The sequence below is a fragment of the Bacillus sp. JS genome (genome assembly GCF_000259365.1).
Taxonomy (GTDB): Bacteria; Bacillota; Bacilli; order Bacillales; family Bacillaceae; genus Bacillus; species Bacillus stercoris.
In genome coordinates this window covers 2,844,034-2,863,001 of sequence record NC_017743.1, presented here as the reverse complement: position 1 = coordinate 2,863,001, position 18,968 = coordinate 2,844,034, and the positions used below count along the sequence as shown (strand labels likewise).

Annotated in this window: 17 protein-coding genes; 12 read left to right on the top strand and 5 right to left on the bottom strand. The window is 44.5% G+C overall.

Features of this window, described 5'->3' with window-relative positions:
* Window positions 1-50 precede the first annotated feature (50 nt).
* Window positions 51-1,370 (top strand): CBS domain-containing protein, encoded by a 1,320-nt coding sequence (locus MY9_RS14525; RefSeq protein ID WP_040082153.1) that lies wholly within the window; start codon window positions 51-53, stop codon window positions 1,368-1,370.
* A gap of 18 nt (window positions 1,371-1,388) precedes the next feature.
* Here the strand turns inward: MY9_RS14525 and MY9_RS14520 are convergent, their stop codons facing one another.
* Window positions 1,389-1,691, bottom strand: coding sequence for a YtpI family protein (locus MY9_RS14520; protein ID WP_014664957.1), 303 nt, complete (start codon window positions 1,689-1,691; stop codon window positions 1,389-1,391).
* Window positions 1,692-1,821: 130 nt separating this feature from the next.
* Here MY9_RS14520 and nrnA point away from each other — a divergent pair, with 130 nt between their 5' ends.
* A complete protein-coding gene (gene nrnA, locus MY9_RS14515) occupies window positions 1,822-2,763 on the top strand; it encodes a bifunctional oligoribonuclease/PAP phosphatase NrnA (RefSeq protein ID WP_014664955.1) in 942 nt (313 codons plus the stop codon).
* A gap of 17 nt (window positions 2,764-2,780) precedes the next feature.
* Here nrnA and MY9_RS14510 read toward each other — a convergent pair whose 3' ends face one another.
* From MY9_RS14510 to ytrH, 3 genes are all read right to left on the bottom strand, one after another.
* Window positions 2,781-2,972, bottom strand: coding sequence for a hypothetical protein (locus tag MY9_RS14510; RefSeq protein WP_003229407.1), 192 nt, complete (start codon window positions 2,970-2,972; stop codon window positions 2,781-2,783).
* 102 nt (window positions 2,973-3,074) lie between these two features.
* A complete protein-coding gene (ytrI, locus tag MY9_RS14505) occupies window positions 3,075-3,578 on the bottom strand; it encodes a sporulation membrane protein YtrI (protein ID WP_014664954.1) in 504 nt (167 codons plus the stop codon).
* Entirely contained in the window at window positions 3,575-3,916 is a 342-nt protein-coding gene (gene ytrH / locus MY9_RS14500) for a sporulation membrane protein YtrH (protein ID WP_003229410.1), read from the bottom strand. The genes ytrI and ytrH overlap by 4 nt, the downstream gene beginning before the upstream one ends.
* Window positions 3,917-4,055: 139 nt before the next feature.
* Between ytrH and dnaE the strand changes: the two genes are divergently transcribed.
* The 7 genes from dnaE (at window position 4,056) to MY9_RS14465 (ending at window position 14,362) form a co-directional block, all read left to right on the top strand.
* A complete protein-coding gene (gene dnaE, locus MY9_RS14495) occupies window positions 4,056-7,403 on the top strand; it encodes a DNA polymerase III subunit alpha (protein WP_014664952.1) in 3,348 nt (1,115 codons plus the stop codon).
* A gap of 137 nt (window positions 7,404-7,540) precedes the next feature.
* Window positions 7,541-8,773 carry an NADP-dependent malic enzyme gene (maeB, locus tag MY9_RS14490; RefSeq protein WP_014664951.1) on the top strand — a complete coding sequence of 411 codons (1,233 nt, stop codon included), beginning with the start codon at window positions 7,541-7,543 and terminating at the stop codon, window positions 8,771-8,773.
* A 334-nt stretch (window positions 8,774-9,107) separates the two neighbouring features.
* Window positions 9,108-9,980, top strand: coding sequence for an acetyl-CoA carboxylase, carboxyltransferase subunit beta (accD, locus tag MY9_RS14485; protein ID WP_014664950.1), 873 nt, complete (start codon window positions 9,108-9,110; stop codon window positions 9,978-9,980).
* On the top strand, window positions 9,965-10,942 hold the full coding sequence (gene accA / locus MY9_RS14480; RefSeq protein WP_014664949.1) for an acetyl-CoA carboxylase carboxyl transferase subunit alpha: 978 nt from the start codon (window positions 9,965-9,967) through the stop codon (window positions 10,940-10,942). Before accD ends, accA begins: the two co-directional genes overlap by 16 nt.
* Before the next feature lie 183 nt (window positions 10,943-11,125).
* Window positions 11,126-12,085, top strand: a complete 960-nt coding sequence (gene pfkA, locus MY9_RS14475) for a 6-phosphofructokinase (protein WP_003237788.1) — start codon at window positions 11,126-11,128, stop codon at window positions 12,083-12,085.
* A 42-nt stretch (window positions 12,086-12,127) separates the two neighbouring features.
* Window positions 12,128-13,885 carry a pyruvate kinase gene (gene pyk / locus MY9_RS14470; protein ID WP_014664947.1) on the top strand — a complete coding sequence of 586 codons (1,758 nt, stop codon included), beginning with the start codon at window positions 12,128-12,130 and terminating at the stop codon, window positions 13,883-13,885.
* 93 nt (window positions 13,886-13,978) lie between these two features.
* Window positions 13,979-14,362 carry an FxsA family protein gene (locus MY9_RS14465; RefSeq protein ID WP_014664946.1) on the top strand — a complete coding sequence of 128 codons (384 nt, stop codon included), beginning with the start codon at window positions 13,979-13,981 and terminating at the stop codon, window positions 14,360-14,362.
* A gap of 31 nt (window positions 14,363-14,393) precedes the next feature.
* Here the strand turns inward: MY9_RS14465 and ytvI are convergent, their stop codons facing one another.
* Complete coding sequence (gene ytvI / locus MY9_RS14460; protein ID WP_014664945.1) at window positions 14,394-15,509, bottom strand: sporulation integral membrane protein YtvI; 1,116 nt, start codon at window positions 15,507-15,509, stop codon at window positions 14,394-14,396.
* 96 nt (window positions 15,510-15,605) lie between these two features.
* Here ytvI and MY9_RS14455 point away from each other — a divergent pair, with 96 nt between their 5' ends.
* The 3 genes from MY9_RS14455 to icd all read left to right on the top strand — a co-directional run bounded on the left by MY9_RS14455 (window position 15,606) and on the right by icd (window position 18,958).
* A complete protein-coding gene (locus MY9_RS14455; protein ID WP_004398695.1) occupies window positions 15,606-16,070 on the top strand; it encodes a DUF441 domain-containing protein in 465 nt (154 codons plus the stop codon).
* Window positions 16,071-16,403: 333 nt separating this feature from the next.
* A complete protein-coding gene (citZ, locus tag MY9_RS14450; protein WP_014664943.1) occupies window positions 16,404-17,522 on the top strand; it encodes a citrate synthase in 1,119 nt (372 codons plus the stop codon).
* A gap of 164 nt (window positions 17,523-17,686) precedes the next feature.
* A complete protein-coding gene (gene icd / locus MY9_RS14445) occupies window positions 17,687-18,958 on the top strand; it encodes an NADP-dependent isocitrate dehydrogenase (RefSeq protein ID WP_003229433.1) in 1,272 nt (423 codons plus the stop codon).
* Window positions 18,959-18,968: the final 10 nt, after the last annotated feature.

The window sequence follows — 18,968 nt, the reverse complement described above, 5'->3', positions numbered from 1 at the left end:
TTTGAAACCTTATAATAAAAACAAGAAGACTGTCCTTAGAGGTGAAAGGCTTGGCAACGAAGCATGAACAAATTTTAACGTATATCGATTCACTGCCTGTCGGCGAAAAAATTTCTGTACGAAGAATTGCAAAGGAAATGAAAGTAAGCGAAGGAACCGCGTACAGAGCGATCAAGGAAGCAGAGAATAAAGGGTTTGTCAGCACGATTGAACGTGTGGGCACAATCAGAATTGAACAAAAGAAAAAAGAGAACATTGAAAAGCTTACCTATGCAGAGGTTGTAAATGTTATAGACGGACAAGTGCTCGGAGGCCGGGCGGGGCTCCATAAGACATTGAATAAATTCGTCATCGGCGCGATGGAACTGGACGCGATGATGCGTTATACCGCAGCGGGGAATCTTTTGATTGTCGGAAATAGAATCAATGCACACAGGCAGGCGCTTGAAGCAGGCGCGGCCGTATTGGTGACTGGGGGCTTTAACACGGATGAAAGCATTGTACAGCTGGCAGATGAGCTTGAACTGCCGATTTTATCCACGAGCTATGACACCTTTACAGTCGCTGCGATGATTAACAGGGCAATTTATGACCAGCTGATCAAAAAAGAAATTGTTTTGGTGGAGGACATCCTAACACCCGCTGACCGCACGGTATATCTTTCGCCCAAGGATAAACTTGAAAAATGGTATGAGAAAAATTTTGAAACGGGTCACGGCCGCTTCCCGGTTGTCGACGATCAAATGAAAATCCACGGCATTCTGACATCAAAAGATATTGCCGGCCATGACCGAAATGCATCCATAGAAAAAGTCATGACCAAAAATCCCGTTACGGTGATTGGGAAAACATCTGTCGCCTCAGCGGCACAAATGATGGTATGGGAAGGAATCGAAGTGCTTCCCGTCACTGACGGCCACCAAAAACTGATCGGGATGATCAGCCGCCAAGATGTGTTGAAAGCCCTTCAAATGATTCAAAAGCAGCCGCAGGTCGGGGAGAAGCTTGATGATATCGTTTCAAGAGGGTTTAAAGACGAGGGTGATGATAAAGAGGATCAAACGGTTTACGAGTATGAAGTCACGCCGCAAATGACAAATCAGCTTGGAACCATTTCATATGGTGTATTTACAACCATATTGACGCAGGCGGCAAACCGGTTTTTGCGCTCGAAAAAACGCGGCGAACTCGTAATCGAGAGCATCACCATTTTCTTTTTGAAGCCTGTGCAGATGGAATCGGTCATCGAAGTCAAACCGCGTATCTTGGAGGCCGGCAGAAAGTTCGGGAAAATGGAAGTGGAAGTGCACAGCCAAGGCCATATCGTGTCGAAAGCGATGCTGATGGTTCAGCTGATGGAAAGAAGCTAAGGGACGTTCAGGCGCCCCTTACGCGTGATCTCTTTCAGCTTCTTTGGCGTGAAGGGGATTGTAATGCCTGTAGGCTTTATAACCTGCCCAAGCGCTTCCTGCTCCTATGACGATAAAGATACCGCCGATTACTAACGTTAATACTGAATGGAATAATATCATTTGGTTGAGCCCGTAGAACAGGACTAGTGACCCTAAGGCCATGCTTGATTTTGCTGAATAGATTTCCTTTGCCAAAGATGGCTTTGCCCGTACGCCTTTTACTTTATAGTACACATAAAAGCAGGCTGAAAGCCCAATCAAAAAAACAAGAACCAGCATAAATGAAATCCTCCATCGTAAAAGTTTACAAACCCATTCTATACAAAAACGGGCTTGGTTTTGACGTTATTTTTCTTTTCCGTCGGCAGAGAATGTGATTTAATGAATAAAAACAATAAAGGAGAATCAAATGAAAACAGAACTGATCAGAACCATATCATTATATGACACGATTATCTTACATAGACATGTGCGTCCTGATCCGGATGCCTACGGATCACAGTGCGGGCTTACGGAAATCTTGCGTGAAACATATCCTGAAAAAAATATTTTTGCGGTTGGCACGCCTGAACCGTCCCTTTCCTTCTTATATTCCCTTGATGAGGTGGACAATGAAACATATGAAGGCGCACTTGTCATTGTCTGCGATACGGCAAATCAGGAAAGAATCGACGATCAGCGTTATCCTTCAGGCGCCAAACTGATGAAAATCGACCACCATCCGAACGAAGATCCGTACGGTGACCTTCTTTGGGTCGATACAAGCGCCAGCTCAGTAAGTGAAATGATTTACGAGCTGTATTTAGAAGGAAAAGAGCACGGCTGGAAGCTGAATACGAAAGCGGCAGAGCTGATCTATGCCGGCATTGTCGGAGATACCGGACGCTTTTTATTTCCGAATACCACGGAAAAAACATTAAAATATGCAGGCGAGCTCATTCAGTATCCATTCTCTTCCTCAGAGTTGTTTAATCAATTGTATGAAACAAAACTGAATGTGGTGAAGCTTAACGGCTTTATCTTTCAAAATGTGTCTTTGTCCGAAAACGGCGCCGCTTCTGTTTTCATCAAAAAGGATACGCTTGAAAAATTCGGCACAACAGCTTCTGAAGCGTCGCAACTTGTCGGGACGCTTGGCAATATCTCAGGTATCCGCGCTTGGGTGTTTTTCGTAGAAGAAGACGATCAAATCAGAGTCAGATTCCGTTCGAAGGGGCCTGTCATTAACGGACTTGCCCGCAAATATAACGGCGGAGGGCATCCGTTTGCTGCCGGCGCCTCTATTTACAGCTGGGATGAAGCCGATCGGATTTTAGCTGATCTGGAAACATTATGTAAAGAACACGAGTAGAGGGGAGACCCTCTCTCTTAGTGTTCATCTGTGACGGGGATGAACCAGCAGCCGAAATCAGTAAGGTCCTCGTAGACTTGGAGATTGTGAGATTGAAGTTCTTTTTTAATGAGGGAAGCGAGTGAGTTTGTTTCGGCATATGCAGAAAAACCTTGTCTGAGACGGGCTGCTTGATCTTTTGCTAACTGACGGTCACTGTAAACCTCCATTTCCCTTTCCTCCTTCCTTTCGCCATTAAGCCTCACATATAGTTTATAAAAAAGAATGGGAAAAAGCGACAGAAGTTTGGAGAATTTAAAAAAAATCCATAATTATGTGGCGAATGATATTTCAAGTTCTACTGTCAGCCTCGTATAAATAATCAATTCTTTGACGGTTGCCTCGTATTTTTTTTCATTGATCATATAGACTTTATTTTCAATTGTCCGTTTCAAAAGATCCTTTGTTTGATAGACGCTTTCTATGTCTTTGGTAATGACCTCTGAAATATCATCCTTTACATGCTCCTCGAATTTCGTTTTATCCGGCTGCGATATTTTATATTTATCCCCATTCAGCAACTTAACGCTGACGCTTTGAATCAGCAGTTTTCTTTTATTATCTTCATTCAGTTTATGGAGGTCTTCCTGATAGATCGAAATTTGATTGTTCAAGTCTTTTACATGCTCTTTTTGTTTTTCGATGAGGCTGACCTGCTCCTCTTGAAATGTTCCGTAAGTAAACAGGAAAAAGAACCAGCTGATTACGGCTCCGCACATCATTCCCGCGAAAAAACGCTGCCACCCCGGTTTTTTGTAATGCTGTGGGACCCTCATGAAGAAAGATGCTCCTGGGTCAGCCATGATATAATGAGCCAGCCGCTTTGCGCGCCTCCCATGGCTGAAATAATCAAAAGAAGCTGCTTAAAGATATCTCTCGTATTGCCTTCGAGTATGCCGCGTTCAAAGCTGTATACCGCATCAAAGGTGCCCCCGATAGCTGCAACAAGCGCCCAAATTTTTAACCGGTTCGCAAGCTTTGTAATGGCTGTAAGCGGGGGTTCGCCCGCCAAATATGCTCCGAGCCCTCCAATGAGTGCGCCCCCGATCAGCACCCCTAACGCAATGAAGTAGCTATTGATAAAATTCACCATAAATCCTGCTTCCTGATCCATCTTTATCACCTCACCTTTTATATCATATTGAGCTTTCAGGACAAGTATGATGATGAGTCAAAAAAGAACATTTGTTTCTTTTGGAAACCGGCCTTATAATGAAGAAAGAAATGGATCGTAATGAGAAAGAGGTGATAGCATGTCTTTTGTTCACCTGCAAGTACATAGCGGGTACAGCCTGCTAAACAGCGCCGCGGCTGTGGAAGAGCTCGTCAGTGAAGCTGACAGGCTCGGATATGCGTCTTTGGCGCTGACAGATGATCATGTCATGTACGGAGCTATTCAATTTTATAAAGCTTGCAAGGCGAAAGGGATTAACCCGATAATCGGTTTGACGGCTTCTGTTTTTACAGATGACAGCGAGCTTGAAGCCTACCCGCTCGTCCTGCTGGCAAAATCAAATACAGGCTATCAAAACCTGCTGAAAATCAGCAGCGTTCTGCAATCTAAATCAAAAGGCGGGCTGAAGCCGAAATGGCTTCACAGTTATCGAGAAGGCATTATCGCAATAACGCCCGGCGAAAAAGGATATATTGAGACGCTTCTTGAAGGAGGCCTGTTCGAACAGGCCGCTCAAGCTTCGCTGGAGTTTCAGTCTATATTCGGAAAGGGAGCCTTTTATTTCTCCTATCAGCCTTTTAAAGGGAATCAAATCTTGTCTGAACAGATTCTAAAGCTGTCAGAGGAAACGGGTATCCCTGTTACGGCCACAGGCGACGTGCACTACATAAGGAAGGAAGATAAGGCTGCCTACCGTTGTCTGAAAGCGATTAAAGCGGGGGAAAAGCTGACGGATGCACCTGCTGAAGTTCTGCCTGATCTCGATTTTAAACCAATTGAAGAAATGCAAAACATTTATCGAGAGCATCCAGAGGCATTGCAAGCTTCTGTGGAGATCGCGGAACAATGCCGAGTTGACGTCAGCCTCGGGCAGACTCGTCTGCCGTCTTTTCCGACCCCAGACGGAACGCCCGCTGATGATTATCTAACGGGTATCTGTATGGAGGGACTCCGCAGCCGTTTCGGCACGCCTGATGAACGATACCTTCGCCGACTTCAATATGAGCTTGATGTCATCAAGCGGATGAAGTTCAGCGATTACTTTCTGATCGTATGGGATTTTATGAAGCACGCCCATGAAAAAGGGATTGTTACAGGACCGGGACGGGGTTCTGCGGCTGGCTCTCTTGTGGCATATGTGCTGTATATAACAGATGTAGACCCGATTAAGCATCACCTTCTGTTTGAGAGATTTTTAAATCCCGAACGCATCAGCATGCCGGATATTGATATTGATTTTCCCGATACAAGAAGGGATGAAGTCATTCAATATGTTCAGCAGAAATACGGTGCGATGCACGTCGCACAGATTATCACCTTTGGAACACTTGCGGCAAAGGCGGCGCTTCGGGACGTCGGCAGAGTATTTGGCGTCAGCCCGAAGGAGGCAGATCAGCTTGCAAAACTCATTCCTTCAAGACCGGGCATGACGCTGGATGAAGCGAGACAGCAGTCACCGCAGCTGGATAAGCGGCTTCGGGAGTCAAGCCTGCTTCAGCAAGTCTATACAATTGCCCGAAAAATAGAAGGGCTGCCAAGGCATGCATCCACCCACGCAGCAGGCGTTGTCCTAAGTGAAGAACCGTTAACAGATGTTGTTCCGCTTCAGGAAGGGCATGAAGGGATCTATTTAACGCAATATGCGATGGATCATCTTGAAGACTTGGGCCTTTTAAAAATGGATTTCTTAGGCTTGAGGAATCTGACGCTGATTGAATCCATCACTTCAATGATTGAAAAAGAAGAAAACATCAAAATAGATCTTTCAAGTATTTCCTACAGCGATGATAAAACGTTCTCCTTGCTGTCCAAAGGGGATACGACAGGGATTTTCCAGCTCGAATCTGCAGGGATGAGAAGCGTCCTGAAGCGGCTAAAACCTTCAGGCCTCGAGGATATTGTGGCGGTCAATGCGCTGTACCGGCCCGGTCCGATGGAAAATATTCCGTTATTTATTGACCGTAAACACGGACGGGCGCCTGTCCATTATCCTCATGAGGATTTAAGGAGCATTTTGGAAGATACATATGGCGTTATAGTGTATCAGGAACAAATTATGATGATTGCTTCCCGCATGGCGGGGTTTTCTTTAGGCGAAGCAGACCTATTGAGAAGGGCTGTCAGCAAAAAGAAAAAAGAAATCTTAGACAGAGAGCGAAGCCATTTTGTTGAAGGGTGCTTAAAAAAGGAGTATTCTGTAGACACTGCAAATGAAGTCTACGATTTAATCGTCAAATTCGCAAACTATGGCTTTAACCGAAGCCATGCGGTGGCATACAGCATGATCGGGTGCCAGCTTGCGTATTTGAAAGCTCATTATCCGTTATATTTTATGTGCGGATTGCTGACAAGCGTCATTGGCAATGAGGATAAAATTTCTCAATATCTTTACGAAGCAAAGGGGAGCGGGATTCGTATCCTTCCTCCGTCAGTGAATAAAAGCAGTTTTCCGTTTACAGTTGAAGACGGATCTGTCAGGTACAGCCTCCGCGCCATAAAAAGTGTAGGCGTCTCAGCAGTCAAAGATATATATAAAGCAAGGAAAGAGAAACCATTTGAAGATCTTTTTGATTTCTGCTTTCGCGTGCCGTCAAAAAGCGTAAATCGCAAAGTGCTTGAAGCACTTATTTTTTCTGGTGCGATGGACGAATTTGGCCAAAACCGGGCCACGCTGCTCGCATCCATTGATGTTGCTTTGGAACATGCTGAGCTATTCGCCGCGGACGATGACCAAATGGGATTGTTTTTAGAGGAATCGTTTTCAATTAAGCCGAAGTATGTGGAAACGGAAGAGCTTCCGCTAGTGGATTTACTTGCATTTGAAAAGGAAACGCTCGGCATTTATTTTTCAAATCATCCGCTCTCCGCCTTCCGAAAACAGCTCGCTGCGCACGGAGCAGTCTCCATTCTGCAGGCTCAGCGGACAGTCAAAAGGCAGCTTTCGCTAGGCGTTTTGCTGTCGAAAATCAAAACGATTCGGACGAAAACAGGTCAAAACATGGCGTTTTTAACGCTCAGTGATGAAACCGGCGAGATGGAAGCCGTAGTCTTCCCTGAACAATTCAGACAGCTTTCACCCGTTTTAAGAGAAGGCGCTCTTTTGTTCACAGCGGGGAAATGCGAAGTAAGACAAGATAAGATCCAATTCATCATGTCCCGGGCAGAATTATTAGAAAATATGGATGCAGAAAAAGCGCCATCGGTTTATATAAAAATAGAAAGCAGTCAGCATAGCCAGGAGATCCTGGCGAAGATTAAGCGCATTTTGCTGGAGCATAAAGGGGAAACAGGCGTTTATCTCTATTATGAAAGGCAGAAACAGACGATTAAGCTTCCTGAGTCGTTTCATATCAATGCGGATCACCAGGTGTTATATCGCTTAAAAGAGCTGTTGGGTCAAAAAAACGTCGTTTTAAAACAGTGGTAACGAGTCACTTTTTGTTATACAATTGGAGCAATTATGTGATCCTGTTTAAATATTCAGATAGATTTTACTCCGCAGAATGCAGCAAACAACGCAGCAGTATACGAATCAAAAAATATCCATAAGGAGTGTTTAAGAGAATGTCATTAAGAGAAGAAGCATTACACCTGCATAAAGTCAACCAGGGGAAACTGGAGTCTAAATCAAAAGTAGAGGTCAGAAACGCGAAAGATTTAAGCCTCGCGTATTCTCCGGGTGTTGCAGAACCGTGTAAGGATATTCATGAAGACATTAACAAAGTATATGATTATACAATGAAGGGGAACATGGTAGCAGTTGTAACTGACGGTACAGCTGTGCTTGGCCTTGGAAACATCGGCCCTGAAGCCGCGCTTCCTGTTATGGAAGGAAAAGCCGTTCTATTCAAAAGCTTTGCGGGCGTAGATGCGTTTCCGATTGCTTTAAACACAAACGATGTTGATAAAATCGTAGAAACTGTTAAATTGCTTGAGCCGACATTTGGCGGCGTCAACCTTGAAGACATTGCAGCGCCAAACTGCTTTATCATTGAAGAGCGCCTCAAAAAAGAAACAAACATCCCTGTTTTCCATGATGATCAGCACGGTACAGCCATTGTAACGGTAGCAGGTCTTGTAAACGCACTGAAACTGTCTGGAAAATCAATGTCATCCATTAAGGTTGTCGCAAACGGCGCGGGTGCGGCCGGCATTGCGATTATCAAGCTTCTTCACCATTACGGCGTTCGTGACATTGTGATGTGCGATTCTAAAGGGGCCATTTATGAAGGGCGCCCGAACGGCATGAACGATGTCAAAAACGAAGTGGCGAAATTCACGAACCAAGACCGCAAAGACGGTTCTCTGAAAGATGTCATCGTTGATGCTGACGTATTTATCGGTGTTTCTGTAGCGGGTGCGTTAACAAAAGAAATGGTTCAAAGCATGGCAAAAGATCCGATTATCTTTGCAATGGCAAATCCTAATCCGGAAATCATGCCGGAAGATGCGCGTGAAGCCGGCGCAAGCGTTATCGGAACAGGACGTTCTGACTTCCCGAACCAAGTAAACAATGTCCTTGCATTCCCTGGTATTTTCCGCGGAGCGCTTGACGTTCGTGCCACTCACATTAACGAAGAAATGAAAATCGCAGCGGTTGAAGCCATTGCTTCACTGGTTTCAGAAGATGAGCTTAGCGCAGACTATGTCATCCCTGCACCGTTTGATAAACGTGTTGCGCCTGCTGTTGCGAAGGCTGTGGCAAAAGCTGCGATGGAAACAGGTGTTGCAAGAATCACTGTTGACCCTGAGGAAGTCGCAGAAAAAACAAGAAAACTTACGATTATTGGCGAATAATTTTAATTCGTTCCAAAAATGGCAGCGCGTTGGCGGAGACCAGCGCGCTGTTCTCAAGTTAAACTGTCGGCTGAAATTTTTTTAGGGGGTTGGCCTTAAAAAAATTTCAGCCGGGTTTAACATTATTTTTGAATACGCTGTCAACCTTGTCGTTTCAACACCTTATCTGATTTCATCCCAGCCTTTCCGAGCACGTCATCGAATAAAAAGTTGTCGAATTGAGGATGACAGCGTTTGACAAAAAAAGTACAATAGTTTCGGTAAAGTTATTAGCAAGTCTATCTGTTTGATGACATGCGGTGAAGAGAACCCTTCACAAAAGGGAGGTAATCATTTGTTAAAGGATATATTCACGAAAAAGAAAAAGTATGCTTCCGTACCATCTGATCAAGCGAAGCACGATGTTCCGGAAGGCATTATGACAAAATGTCCTAAGTGTAAAAAAATCATGCTCACTAAAGAGTTGGATAAAAATATGCGGGTATGCATGAACTGCGATTATCATTTCCCAATGAACGCAAAACAGCGTATCGAAAGCTTGATGGATGAACAATCCTTTGAGGAATTCAACCAGGGAATGCTGTCGGAAAATCCGCTTGGTTTCCCGGGATATCTGGAAAAGCTTGAAAAAGATCGCGAGAAAACATCCTTAAACGAGGCTGTTGTGACAGGTAAGGGCACCATCGGAGGACACCCGGCTGTTGTCGCCGTCATGGATTCTTCATTCAGAATGGGCAGCATGGGTTCAGTCGTCGGTGAAAAAATCACGCTTGCGATTGAAAAAGCAAAAGCTGATAAAGTTCCGTTTATTATTTTTACGGCTTCAGGCGGCGCTAGAATGCAGGAAGGCATATTAAGTTTGATGCAGATGGCTAAGACAAGCTCTGCGTTAAAACTGTTCAGCGATGATCAGGGTCTTATCATTTCTGTGATGACGCATCCGACTACTGGAGGCGTATCAGCAAGCTTTGCATCTCTTGGCGATTACAATTTCGCTGAGCCTGGCGCGCTGATCGGTTTTGCCGGAAGACGGATTATTGAACAGACAATAGGAGAAAAACTGCCTGAGGACTTTCAAACAGCTGAATTTTTATTAAAACATGGACAGCTTGATGCGGTTATTCATCGCGACGATATGAAAAAAACGTTAGAAAATCTGCTGGATATGCATCAAACAGGAGGTGACATTGAGTGGCTCCAAGATTAGAATTTGAAAAACCGGTGATCGAACTGCAAAACAAAATCACCGAACTAAAAAAATTCACCCAAGATTCCGATATGGATCTAAGTGCGGAAATTGAACGGCTGGAAGACCGTCTCGCTAAGCTTCAGGATGATATTTACAAAAATCTGAAACCATGGGACCGGGTCCAAATCGCACGTCTGGCTGACCGTCCGACAACGCTTGATTATATCGAACACCTGTTTACTGACTTTTTTGAATGTCATGGAGACAGAGCATACGGTGACGATGAAGCCATTGTCGGCGGGATTGCGAAGTTCCACGGCCTTCCTGTAACGGTAATCGGGCATCAGCGCGGGAAAGATACGAAGGAGAACCTTGTCCGCAATTTTGGGATGCCGCATCCTGAAGGCTACAGAAAAGCGCTGCGTCTGATGAAACAGGCTGACAAATTTAATAGACCGATTATCTGTTTTATTGATACGAAGGGGGCATACCCTGGACGAGCAGCGGAAGAAAGAGGACAAAGCGAAGCCATTGCCAAAAACCTATTTGAGATGGCCGGCCTCCGAGTACCTGTTATCTGCATCGTCATTGGTGAAGGCGGAAGCGGCGGAGCCCTTGGTCTGGGTGTAGGCAACCACTTGCATATGCTGGAAAACTCTACTTATTCTGTTATTTCTCCAGAAGGTGCCGCGGCACTTTTATGGAAGGACTCCAGTCTTGCTAAAAAAGCAGCAGAAACCATGAAAATCACTGCGCCGGATTTAAAAGAATTAGGTATTATAGATCATATGATTAAAGAAGTAAAAGGCGGAGCGCATCACGATGTAAAGCTGCAGGCAAGTTATATGGACGAAACCCTTAAACAATCGTTAAAAACTTTGTTGAAGCTGAGCGAAGAAGAATTAATTCAGCAGCGCTATGAAAAATATAAAGCGATTGGCAAAGTCTCGGTTGAAGATCAATATATCGGGGTAAACTAAATAAACGTGAAGCCTTTGGCTCACGTTTATTTTTTGTGACATTCCTTAAATTTTATTTAAAAACGATTTATTTAATTGTATAATAGGTAAGGTTTCATAGGGAGGATGGAGATCCCTTTTCATTGTTTTTAGGGCAATGATCATGTTATGTTTAATCATATATGTTGCTGAGGTGAATGGAGAATGAAACGTATAGGGGTATTAACGAGCGGCGGGGATTCCCCGGGAATGAACGCAGCAGTTCGCGCAGTAGTCAGAAAAGCGATTTATCATGACGTTGAAGTTTACGGTATTTACAACGGATACGCAGGATTAATCAGCGGAAAGATTGAAAAGCTTGAACTCGGATCAGTAGGCGATATTATACATCGCGGAGGCACAAAGCTTTATACGGCAAGATGTCCTGAATTCAAAACAGTTGAAGGCCGTGAAAAAGGTATAGAAAACTTGAAGAAGCTTGGTATTGAAGGCCTTGTTGTTATCGGCGGAGACGGTTCCTATATGGGTGCGAAAAAATTAACGGAACACGGGTTTCCATGTGTAGGTGTACCGGGTACAATTGATAATGACATTCCGGGCACGGATTTTACCATCGGTTTCGATACAGCTTTAAATACAGTAATTGACGCAATTGATAAGATTCGAGATACAGCGACTTCTCATGAACGTACATATGTGATCGAAGTAATGGGCCGTCATGCCGGCGATATCGCATTGTGGGCCGGTCTTGCAGGGGGCGCGGAATCGATCTTAATCCCTGAGGCAGACTATGACATGCACGAAATCATTGCCCGCTTAAAACGCGGCCACGAACGCGGCAAGAAGCACAGCATTATCATTGTTGCCGAAGGTGTAGGCAGCGGGGTTGAATTCGGGAAACGCATTGAAGAAGAAACAAATCTTGAAACTAGGGTATCTGTATTGGGCCATATCCAGCGCGGAGGTTCTCCGAGTGCTGCTGACCGTGTGTTGGCAAGCCGTCTCGGCGCATATGCAGTTGAACTGCTGCTTGAAGGAAAAGGCGGACGCTGTGTAGGTATACAAAACAATAAGCTTGTAGACCATGATATTATAGAAATATTGGAGACAAAACACACAGTTGAGCAAAACATGTATCAGCTTTCAAAAGAACTGTCTATCTAATGTGCAGCTGAAGGCTGAAGATTTCAGAAGGAAGTGAACCAAATGAGAAAAACGAAAATTGTTTGTACCATCGGTCCAGCAAGTGAAAGTATTGAAATGCTTACGAAATTAATGGAGTCAGGAATGAACGTGGCTCGATTAAACTTTTCTCACGGAGATTTTGAGGAGCACGGTGCAAGAATTAAAAATATCCGTGAAGCAAGCAAAAAACTTGGCAAGAACGTTGGAATTCTGCTTGATACAAAAGGTCCTGAGATCCGCACACATACAATGGAAAATGGCGGCATTGAGCTTGAAACAGGCAAAGAGCTTATCATTTCAATGGACGAGGTTGTAGGAACAACAGATAAAATTTCAGTGACATATGAAGGTTTAGTCGATGACGTTGCACAAGGTTCAACGATTCTGTTAGATGACGGCCTTATCGGTCTTGAGGTACTTGATGTAGATGCCGCTAAACGCGAAATCAAAACAAAAGTATTAAACAACGGAACACTGAAAAATAAAAAAGGTGTTAACGTACCGGGCGTAAGTGTCAATCTTCCGGGTATTACTGAGAAGGATGCGCGAGACATCATTTTCGGTATTGAGCAAGGAGTAGACTTCATCGCGCCATCTTTCATTCGACGTTCCACGGACGTGCTTGAAATCCGTGAGCTTCTTGAAGAGCACAACGCTCAGGATATTCAAATCATCCCTAAAATCGAAAACCAAGAGGGCGTTGACAACATCGATGCGATTCTCGAAGTGTCTGACGGCTTAATGGTTGCGCGCGGAGACTTAGGCGTGGAAATTCCGGCTGAAGAAGTGCCGCTTGTGCAAAAAGAACTGATCAAAAAATGCAACGCGTTGGGCAAACCTGTTATCACAGCGACACAAATGCTTGACAGCATGCAGCGCAACCCGCGTCCGACTCGTGCGGAAGCAAGTGACGTTGCAAACGCGATCTTCGACGGCACAGATGCGATCATGCTTTCTGGTGAAACAGCTGCCGGAAGCTATCCGGTTGAAGCCGTTCAAACCATGCATAACATCGCGTCCCGTTCTGAAGAAGCTTTGAATTATAAAGAAATTCTCTCAAAACGCAGAGACCAAGTAGGCATGACAATTACAGACGCAATTGGACAATCTGTCGCGCATACGGCGATTAACCTGAGCGCTGCTGCGATCGTAACGCCGACAGAAAGCGGCCATACAGCACGCATGATTGCAAAATACCGTCCGCAGGCACCGATTGTTGCGGTTACTGTAAATGACTCTATTTCCAGAAAGCTTGCCCTCGTATCTGGCGTATTCGCGGAAAGCGGCCAAAATGCAAGCTCAACAGATGAGATGCTTGAGGATGCTGTCCAAAAATCATTGAACAGCGGAATTGTAAAACATGGTGACCTTATCGTCATTACGGCAGGTTCTGTCGGTGAGTCTGGCACTACGAACTTAATGAAAGTTTATACTGTCGGGGATATCATCGCTAAAGGCCAAGGCATTGGACGCAAATCAGCTTACGGTACGGTTGTCGTTGCCCAAAATGCAAAAGAAGCTGAGCAAAAAATGACTGACGGTGCGGTACTTGTTACCAAAAGCACTGACCGTGATATGATTGCATCTCTTGAAAAAGCGTCTGCTCTTATTACAGAAGAAGGCGGCTTGACAAGCCATGCTGCGGTAGTCGGATTGAGCCTCGGCATTCCGGTTATCGTTGGTCTGGAAAATGCGACATCTATTTTGACAGAAGGCCAGGATATTACAGTTGACGCTTCCAGAGGCGCAGTCTACCAAGGCCGTGCGAGCGTTCTTTAATCACAGGTGAAAACGGAAGGGGAATCCCTTCCTTTTCTCTTTATCTTGCCTTATGTTGAACAGAGGCGTGTTACACGTGTGGGGGGCTTGGATATGAGATTTTTATTTTTGCTTTTTATTGTGTTTCCGGCAATAGAAATCGGCATATTCCTCTTTTCAGGCAAGCTGATTGGCATTTTGCCGACAGTTCTTTTAATGATTCTGACAGGCATTATCGGAGCAGCAGCTGCAAAAAAACAAGGAACCGAAGTGTATTATAAGGTTCAGCGTGATCTTCAATATGGCAAAATGCCGGGAGAAGCGATTGCTGACGGCCTATGCATTTTCATTGGCGGCCTATTGCTGATGCTTCCGGGCTTTTTATCAGATTTGGCCGGCGCCTGTCTTCTTATCCCGTTTACCCGCGGCTGGTGTAAGCCAATTCTGTTCAAATGGCTGAGAGGAATGTCAAAGAATAAGCGGATCATCATCAAATAAAAACGGCAGCCATGTAACATGGGCTGCTGTTTTATTTTTGCTGAACGGTGATATAGGACCATACTTCCTTTAATGCGCCTGTCGTAATGAAAGCTTGGATAATGACGAGAACAGCCGGCCCGGCAATCAGTCCTAAAAACCCGAATAATTTAAAGCCGGCAAACAGGGCGATGAGCGTTGCCAGCGGATCGATCCCGATAGATTTACTGAGTATTTTAGGTTCTGTCAGCTGCCGCTGAACAAGAACGACGAGATACAGTATGCCGATTCCGATCGCTTGGGGCAGCTGGCCTGTAATCGATAAATACAAAATCCACGGCACAAATACGGAGCCCGCACCCAAGTAAGGGAGAAGATCAACAAACCCGATTAAAAAAGCGATTGTTGCGGCATGTTCAACCTGTAAGAGAGAAAGGCCGATAAACACAATCACCATCGTGATGAAAACGAGGACGGCTTGTGCTTTGATAAAACCAGTCATTGCTTTTTTTAATTCGCTGCTGATCGCTTTACTGTTAGCTGTCACACGATCCGGCAGAAGCAAAACAAGCATGGCTTTCAGCTTATGCCAATCCTTTGTCATAAAAAATGTTGCCAGAAGAGAAAAAATCAGAACCGCCGCCGTATTGGGAAGAAGCGCGAAAAACCTCGGGATCATTTCTAGAATGTGGGACAGCAGCAGCCCGGCATTTTTAGCGGCTGAATCACCGAGTGTCTGGATGTGGGTGACGATGGAAGCCTGCTGGTTCGTTTCCAATTCTTGAAACAAAAGAGTTAACTCGTTATAGAGCGGCTGAATATGAGTTGTAAACAATTTTTCGCAATAGGAAATAAACGTGCTGATATGCGGAGGCAGCGTTTTTGCTAGATAGGCTGTACCCGTTACGATTTCGGCTACCAGAATGGTGAGAACGCCGAAGGCTGCGAGCAGAAAAAAAGCAAGCACGCCCAGAACATTTATCGTTCGGGGGAATCCTGTCACTTTGTCCAAATAATCGACAACAGGATGAATCACTGATGAAAGAATAAGTGCGATCAGGAACGGATAAGTTAACGGAAACGAATAATAGGCCGCAGCTATCGACCCTGCGGTAATTGATATGACAAAGAGGGTTCTGAAAAAAATAGTAATATAAGATTGATTCACGAAAACGGTCCTCCTCTCGTCAGCATGTCCTATTTTTTATATGTATTCACGCTGCGGCTGAATATGAATACATTCACCTTAAAGGAGGGATGGCATGTGTTTACACAAGCGAATTTATTTTTAATTTTACTCTTGGCCATCGCACTTATCGCAAAAAACCAATCATTGCTTTTTGCTGTATCCGTCCTTTTGATCATCAAAATCGTTGGACTTGATCAGAAATTATTTCCAACTATCCAGTCAAAAGGCATTAACTGGGGTGTGACCATTATTACCATCGCCGTTCTTGTCCCGATTGCCACGGGAGAAATCGGATTTAAGCAGCTTGGAGAGGCAATGCGGTCTTCCTACGCATGGATCGCCTTGGGAGCGGGAATCGCAGTGGCGCTGATTGCCAAAAACGGCCTGACTCTGCTGGAAAATGACCCGCATATTACAACTGCCCTTGTGATCGGGACCATTCTCGCAGTCGCGCTTTTTGGCGGAGTAGCAGTGGGCCCGCTGATCGGAGCGGGGATTGCTTATTTAGCCATGCAGATCGTAAAACTGTTCACTTCATGAAAAAAGCGGCCTTAAAGCCGCTTTTTTTCGTATGCAAAAACCCGCAAATAAAGGCGTTTTTTCGGGGAAATCACAGAATGAAAAAAAAAATTATAGGTAAACATTTAACAAATGTCTGATTATTGTTTATAATGAGAATAGGCTTAAACTTAAATAAGCTTATAAGAATTTGTTATGTTCTTTCATAAGCAAAGGGTTTTAGTACTAGCAGCCAGTAAAATGTAAGCATTTTCTTTTTGGGGGAGAGAAATACTTGCATCGTGCTTTTTAAGTAAGCCTCATGTTTTTACAACACTCTTAAAGGGGAAATTTATTGAAAAGGAGATGTTATATATGACAGCGACACGCGGTCTTGAAGGGGTTGTAGCAACAACATCATCTGTTAGTTCTATTATTGACGATACCCTTACATATGTGGGGTATGATATCGATGATTTGACAGAGAATGCAAGTTTTGAAGAAATCATCTACTTGCTTTGGCATCTAAGGCTGCCAAACAAAAAAGAGCTTGAAGAGTTAAAGCAGCAGCTTGCAAAGGAAGCTGCCGTTCCGCAAGAAATTATTGAGCACTTCAAATCTTATTCCCTCGAAAATGTTCATCCCATGGCTGCTCTTAGGACAGCAATTTCATTATTAGGCCTGCTTGACAGCGAGGCTGATACCATGAACCCGGAAGCCAACTACAGAAAGGCGATCCGCCTTCAGGCAAAGGTGCCTGGCCTGGTTGCAGCGTTTTCCAGAATTCGCAAGGGTCTTGAGCCTGTAGAACCGAGAGAAGATTACGGTATTGCGGAGAATTTTCTTTACACATTAAACGGTGAAGAGCCTTCACCAATTGAGGTTGAAGCCTTCAACAAAGCATTGATTTTACATGCTGACCACGAGCTGAACGCGTCAACGTTCACAGCGAGGGTCTGCGTCGCGACACTTTCTGATATCTATTCAGGCATTACTGCAGCAATCGGTGCGCTTAAAGGGCCTCTGCACGGCGGGGCGAATGAAGGCGTTATGAAAATGCTGACAGAAATCGGTGAAGTGGAAAACGCTGAGCCGTACATCCGCGCTAAACTTGAAAAGAAAGAAAAAATCATGGGATTCGGCCACCGAGTGTATAAGCATGGTGATCCGCGCGCGAAGCATCTGAAAGAAATGAGCAAGCGCCTGACAAACCTGACGGGTGAAAGCAAATGGTATGAGATGTCGATTCGTATAGAAGACATCGTTACATCAGAGAAAAAGCTTCCGCCTAACGTTGATTTCTATTCGGCTTCTGTATATCACAGTCTCGGCATTGACCATGATTTGTTTACACCGATTTTTGCTATAAGCAGAATGTCCGGGTGGCTCGCTCATATTCTTGAGCAGTATGACAACAACCGTCTGATCCGCCCGCGGGCAGATTACACAGGCCCTGACAAACAAAAATTCGTTCCGATTGAAGAAAGAGCCTAAAGAACCATTGGAGGCTGGCTTGCGTCAATGAGGTTAGCCTCTTGTTCAGAACATCAAATTTGAGTTACACTTTAAATTGAATGTTGAGAAAAATCATTTTGTTTTCTATATAAGAAAAATAAAATGTTTTCTAAATATGAATTACATACTGGGAGGTTTTTATTGTGGCACAAGGTGAAAAAATTACAGTCTCTAACGGAGTATTAAACGTACCAAACAACCCGATTATCCCGTTTATCGAAGGAGACGGAACCGGTCCTGATATTTGGAACGCGGCTTCGAAGGTTTTGGAAGCAGCAGTAGAAAAAGCATACAAAGGCGAAAAGAAAATTACATGGAAAGAAGTTTATGCCGGAGAAAAGGCTTATAATAAAACAGGTGAGTGGCTCCCTGCTGAAACATTAGATGTGATCCGCGAATATTTTATCGCGATTAAAGGCCCGTTAACGACACCTGTCGGCGGCGGTATCCGTTCTTTGAACGTAGCACTCAGACAAGAGCTTGACCTGTTCGTCTGCTTAAGACCTGTAAGATACTTTACTGGAGTGCCGTCACCGGTAAAACGCCCTGAAGATACTGATATGGTCATCTTCCGTGAAAATACAGAAGATATTTACGCAGGCATCGAGTATGCAAAAGGCTCAGAAGAAGTACAAAAGCTTATCAGCTTCCTTCAAAATGAGTTAAACGTCAACAAAATCCGTTTCCCTGAGACATCAGGTATTGGCATTAAGCCTGTTTCCGAGGAAGGAACAAGCCGTTTAGTCAGAGCTGCCATTGATTATGCAATCGAGCATGGCCGCAAATCCGTAACGCTTGTTCATAAAGGAAACATCATGAAGTTCACTGAAGGCGCCTTCAAAAACTGGGGCTATGAACTTGCTGAAAAAGAGTACGGAGATAAAGTCTTCACATGGGCTCAATATGACCGCATTGCTGAAGAACAAGGAAAAGACGCTGCCAACAAAGCGCAAAGCGAAGCGGAAGCAGCAGGAAAAATCATTATCAAAGACAGCATTGCTGACATTTTCCTTCAGCAGATCTTAACGCGTCCAAACGAGTTTGATGTCGTTGCGACAATGAACTTGAACGGAGATTACATTTCTGATGCCCTTGCTGCGCAAGTCGGCGGAATCGGCATTGCTCCTGGAGCGAACATCAACTATGAAACAGGACATGCGATTTTCGAGGCGACGCACGGAACGGCTCCTAAATATGCAGGCCTTGATAAAGTAAATCCATCTTCAGTTATTCTTTCAGGCGTTCTGCTTCTTGAGCATTTAGGATGGAACGAAGCGGCTGATTTGGTTATCAAATCTATGGAAAAAACAATCGCTTCTAAAGTCGTAACTTACGATTTTGCCAGATTAATGGATGGAGCGACTGAAGTGAAATGTTCAGAGTTCGGAGAAGAACTGATCAAAAACATGGACTAAGCAAGGAAAA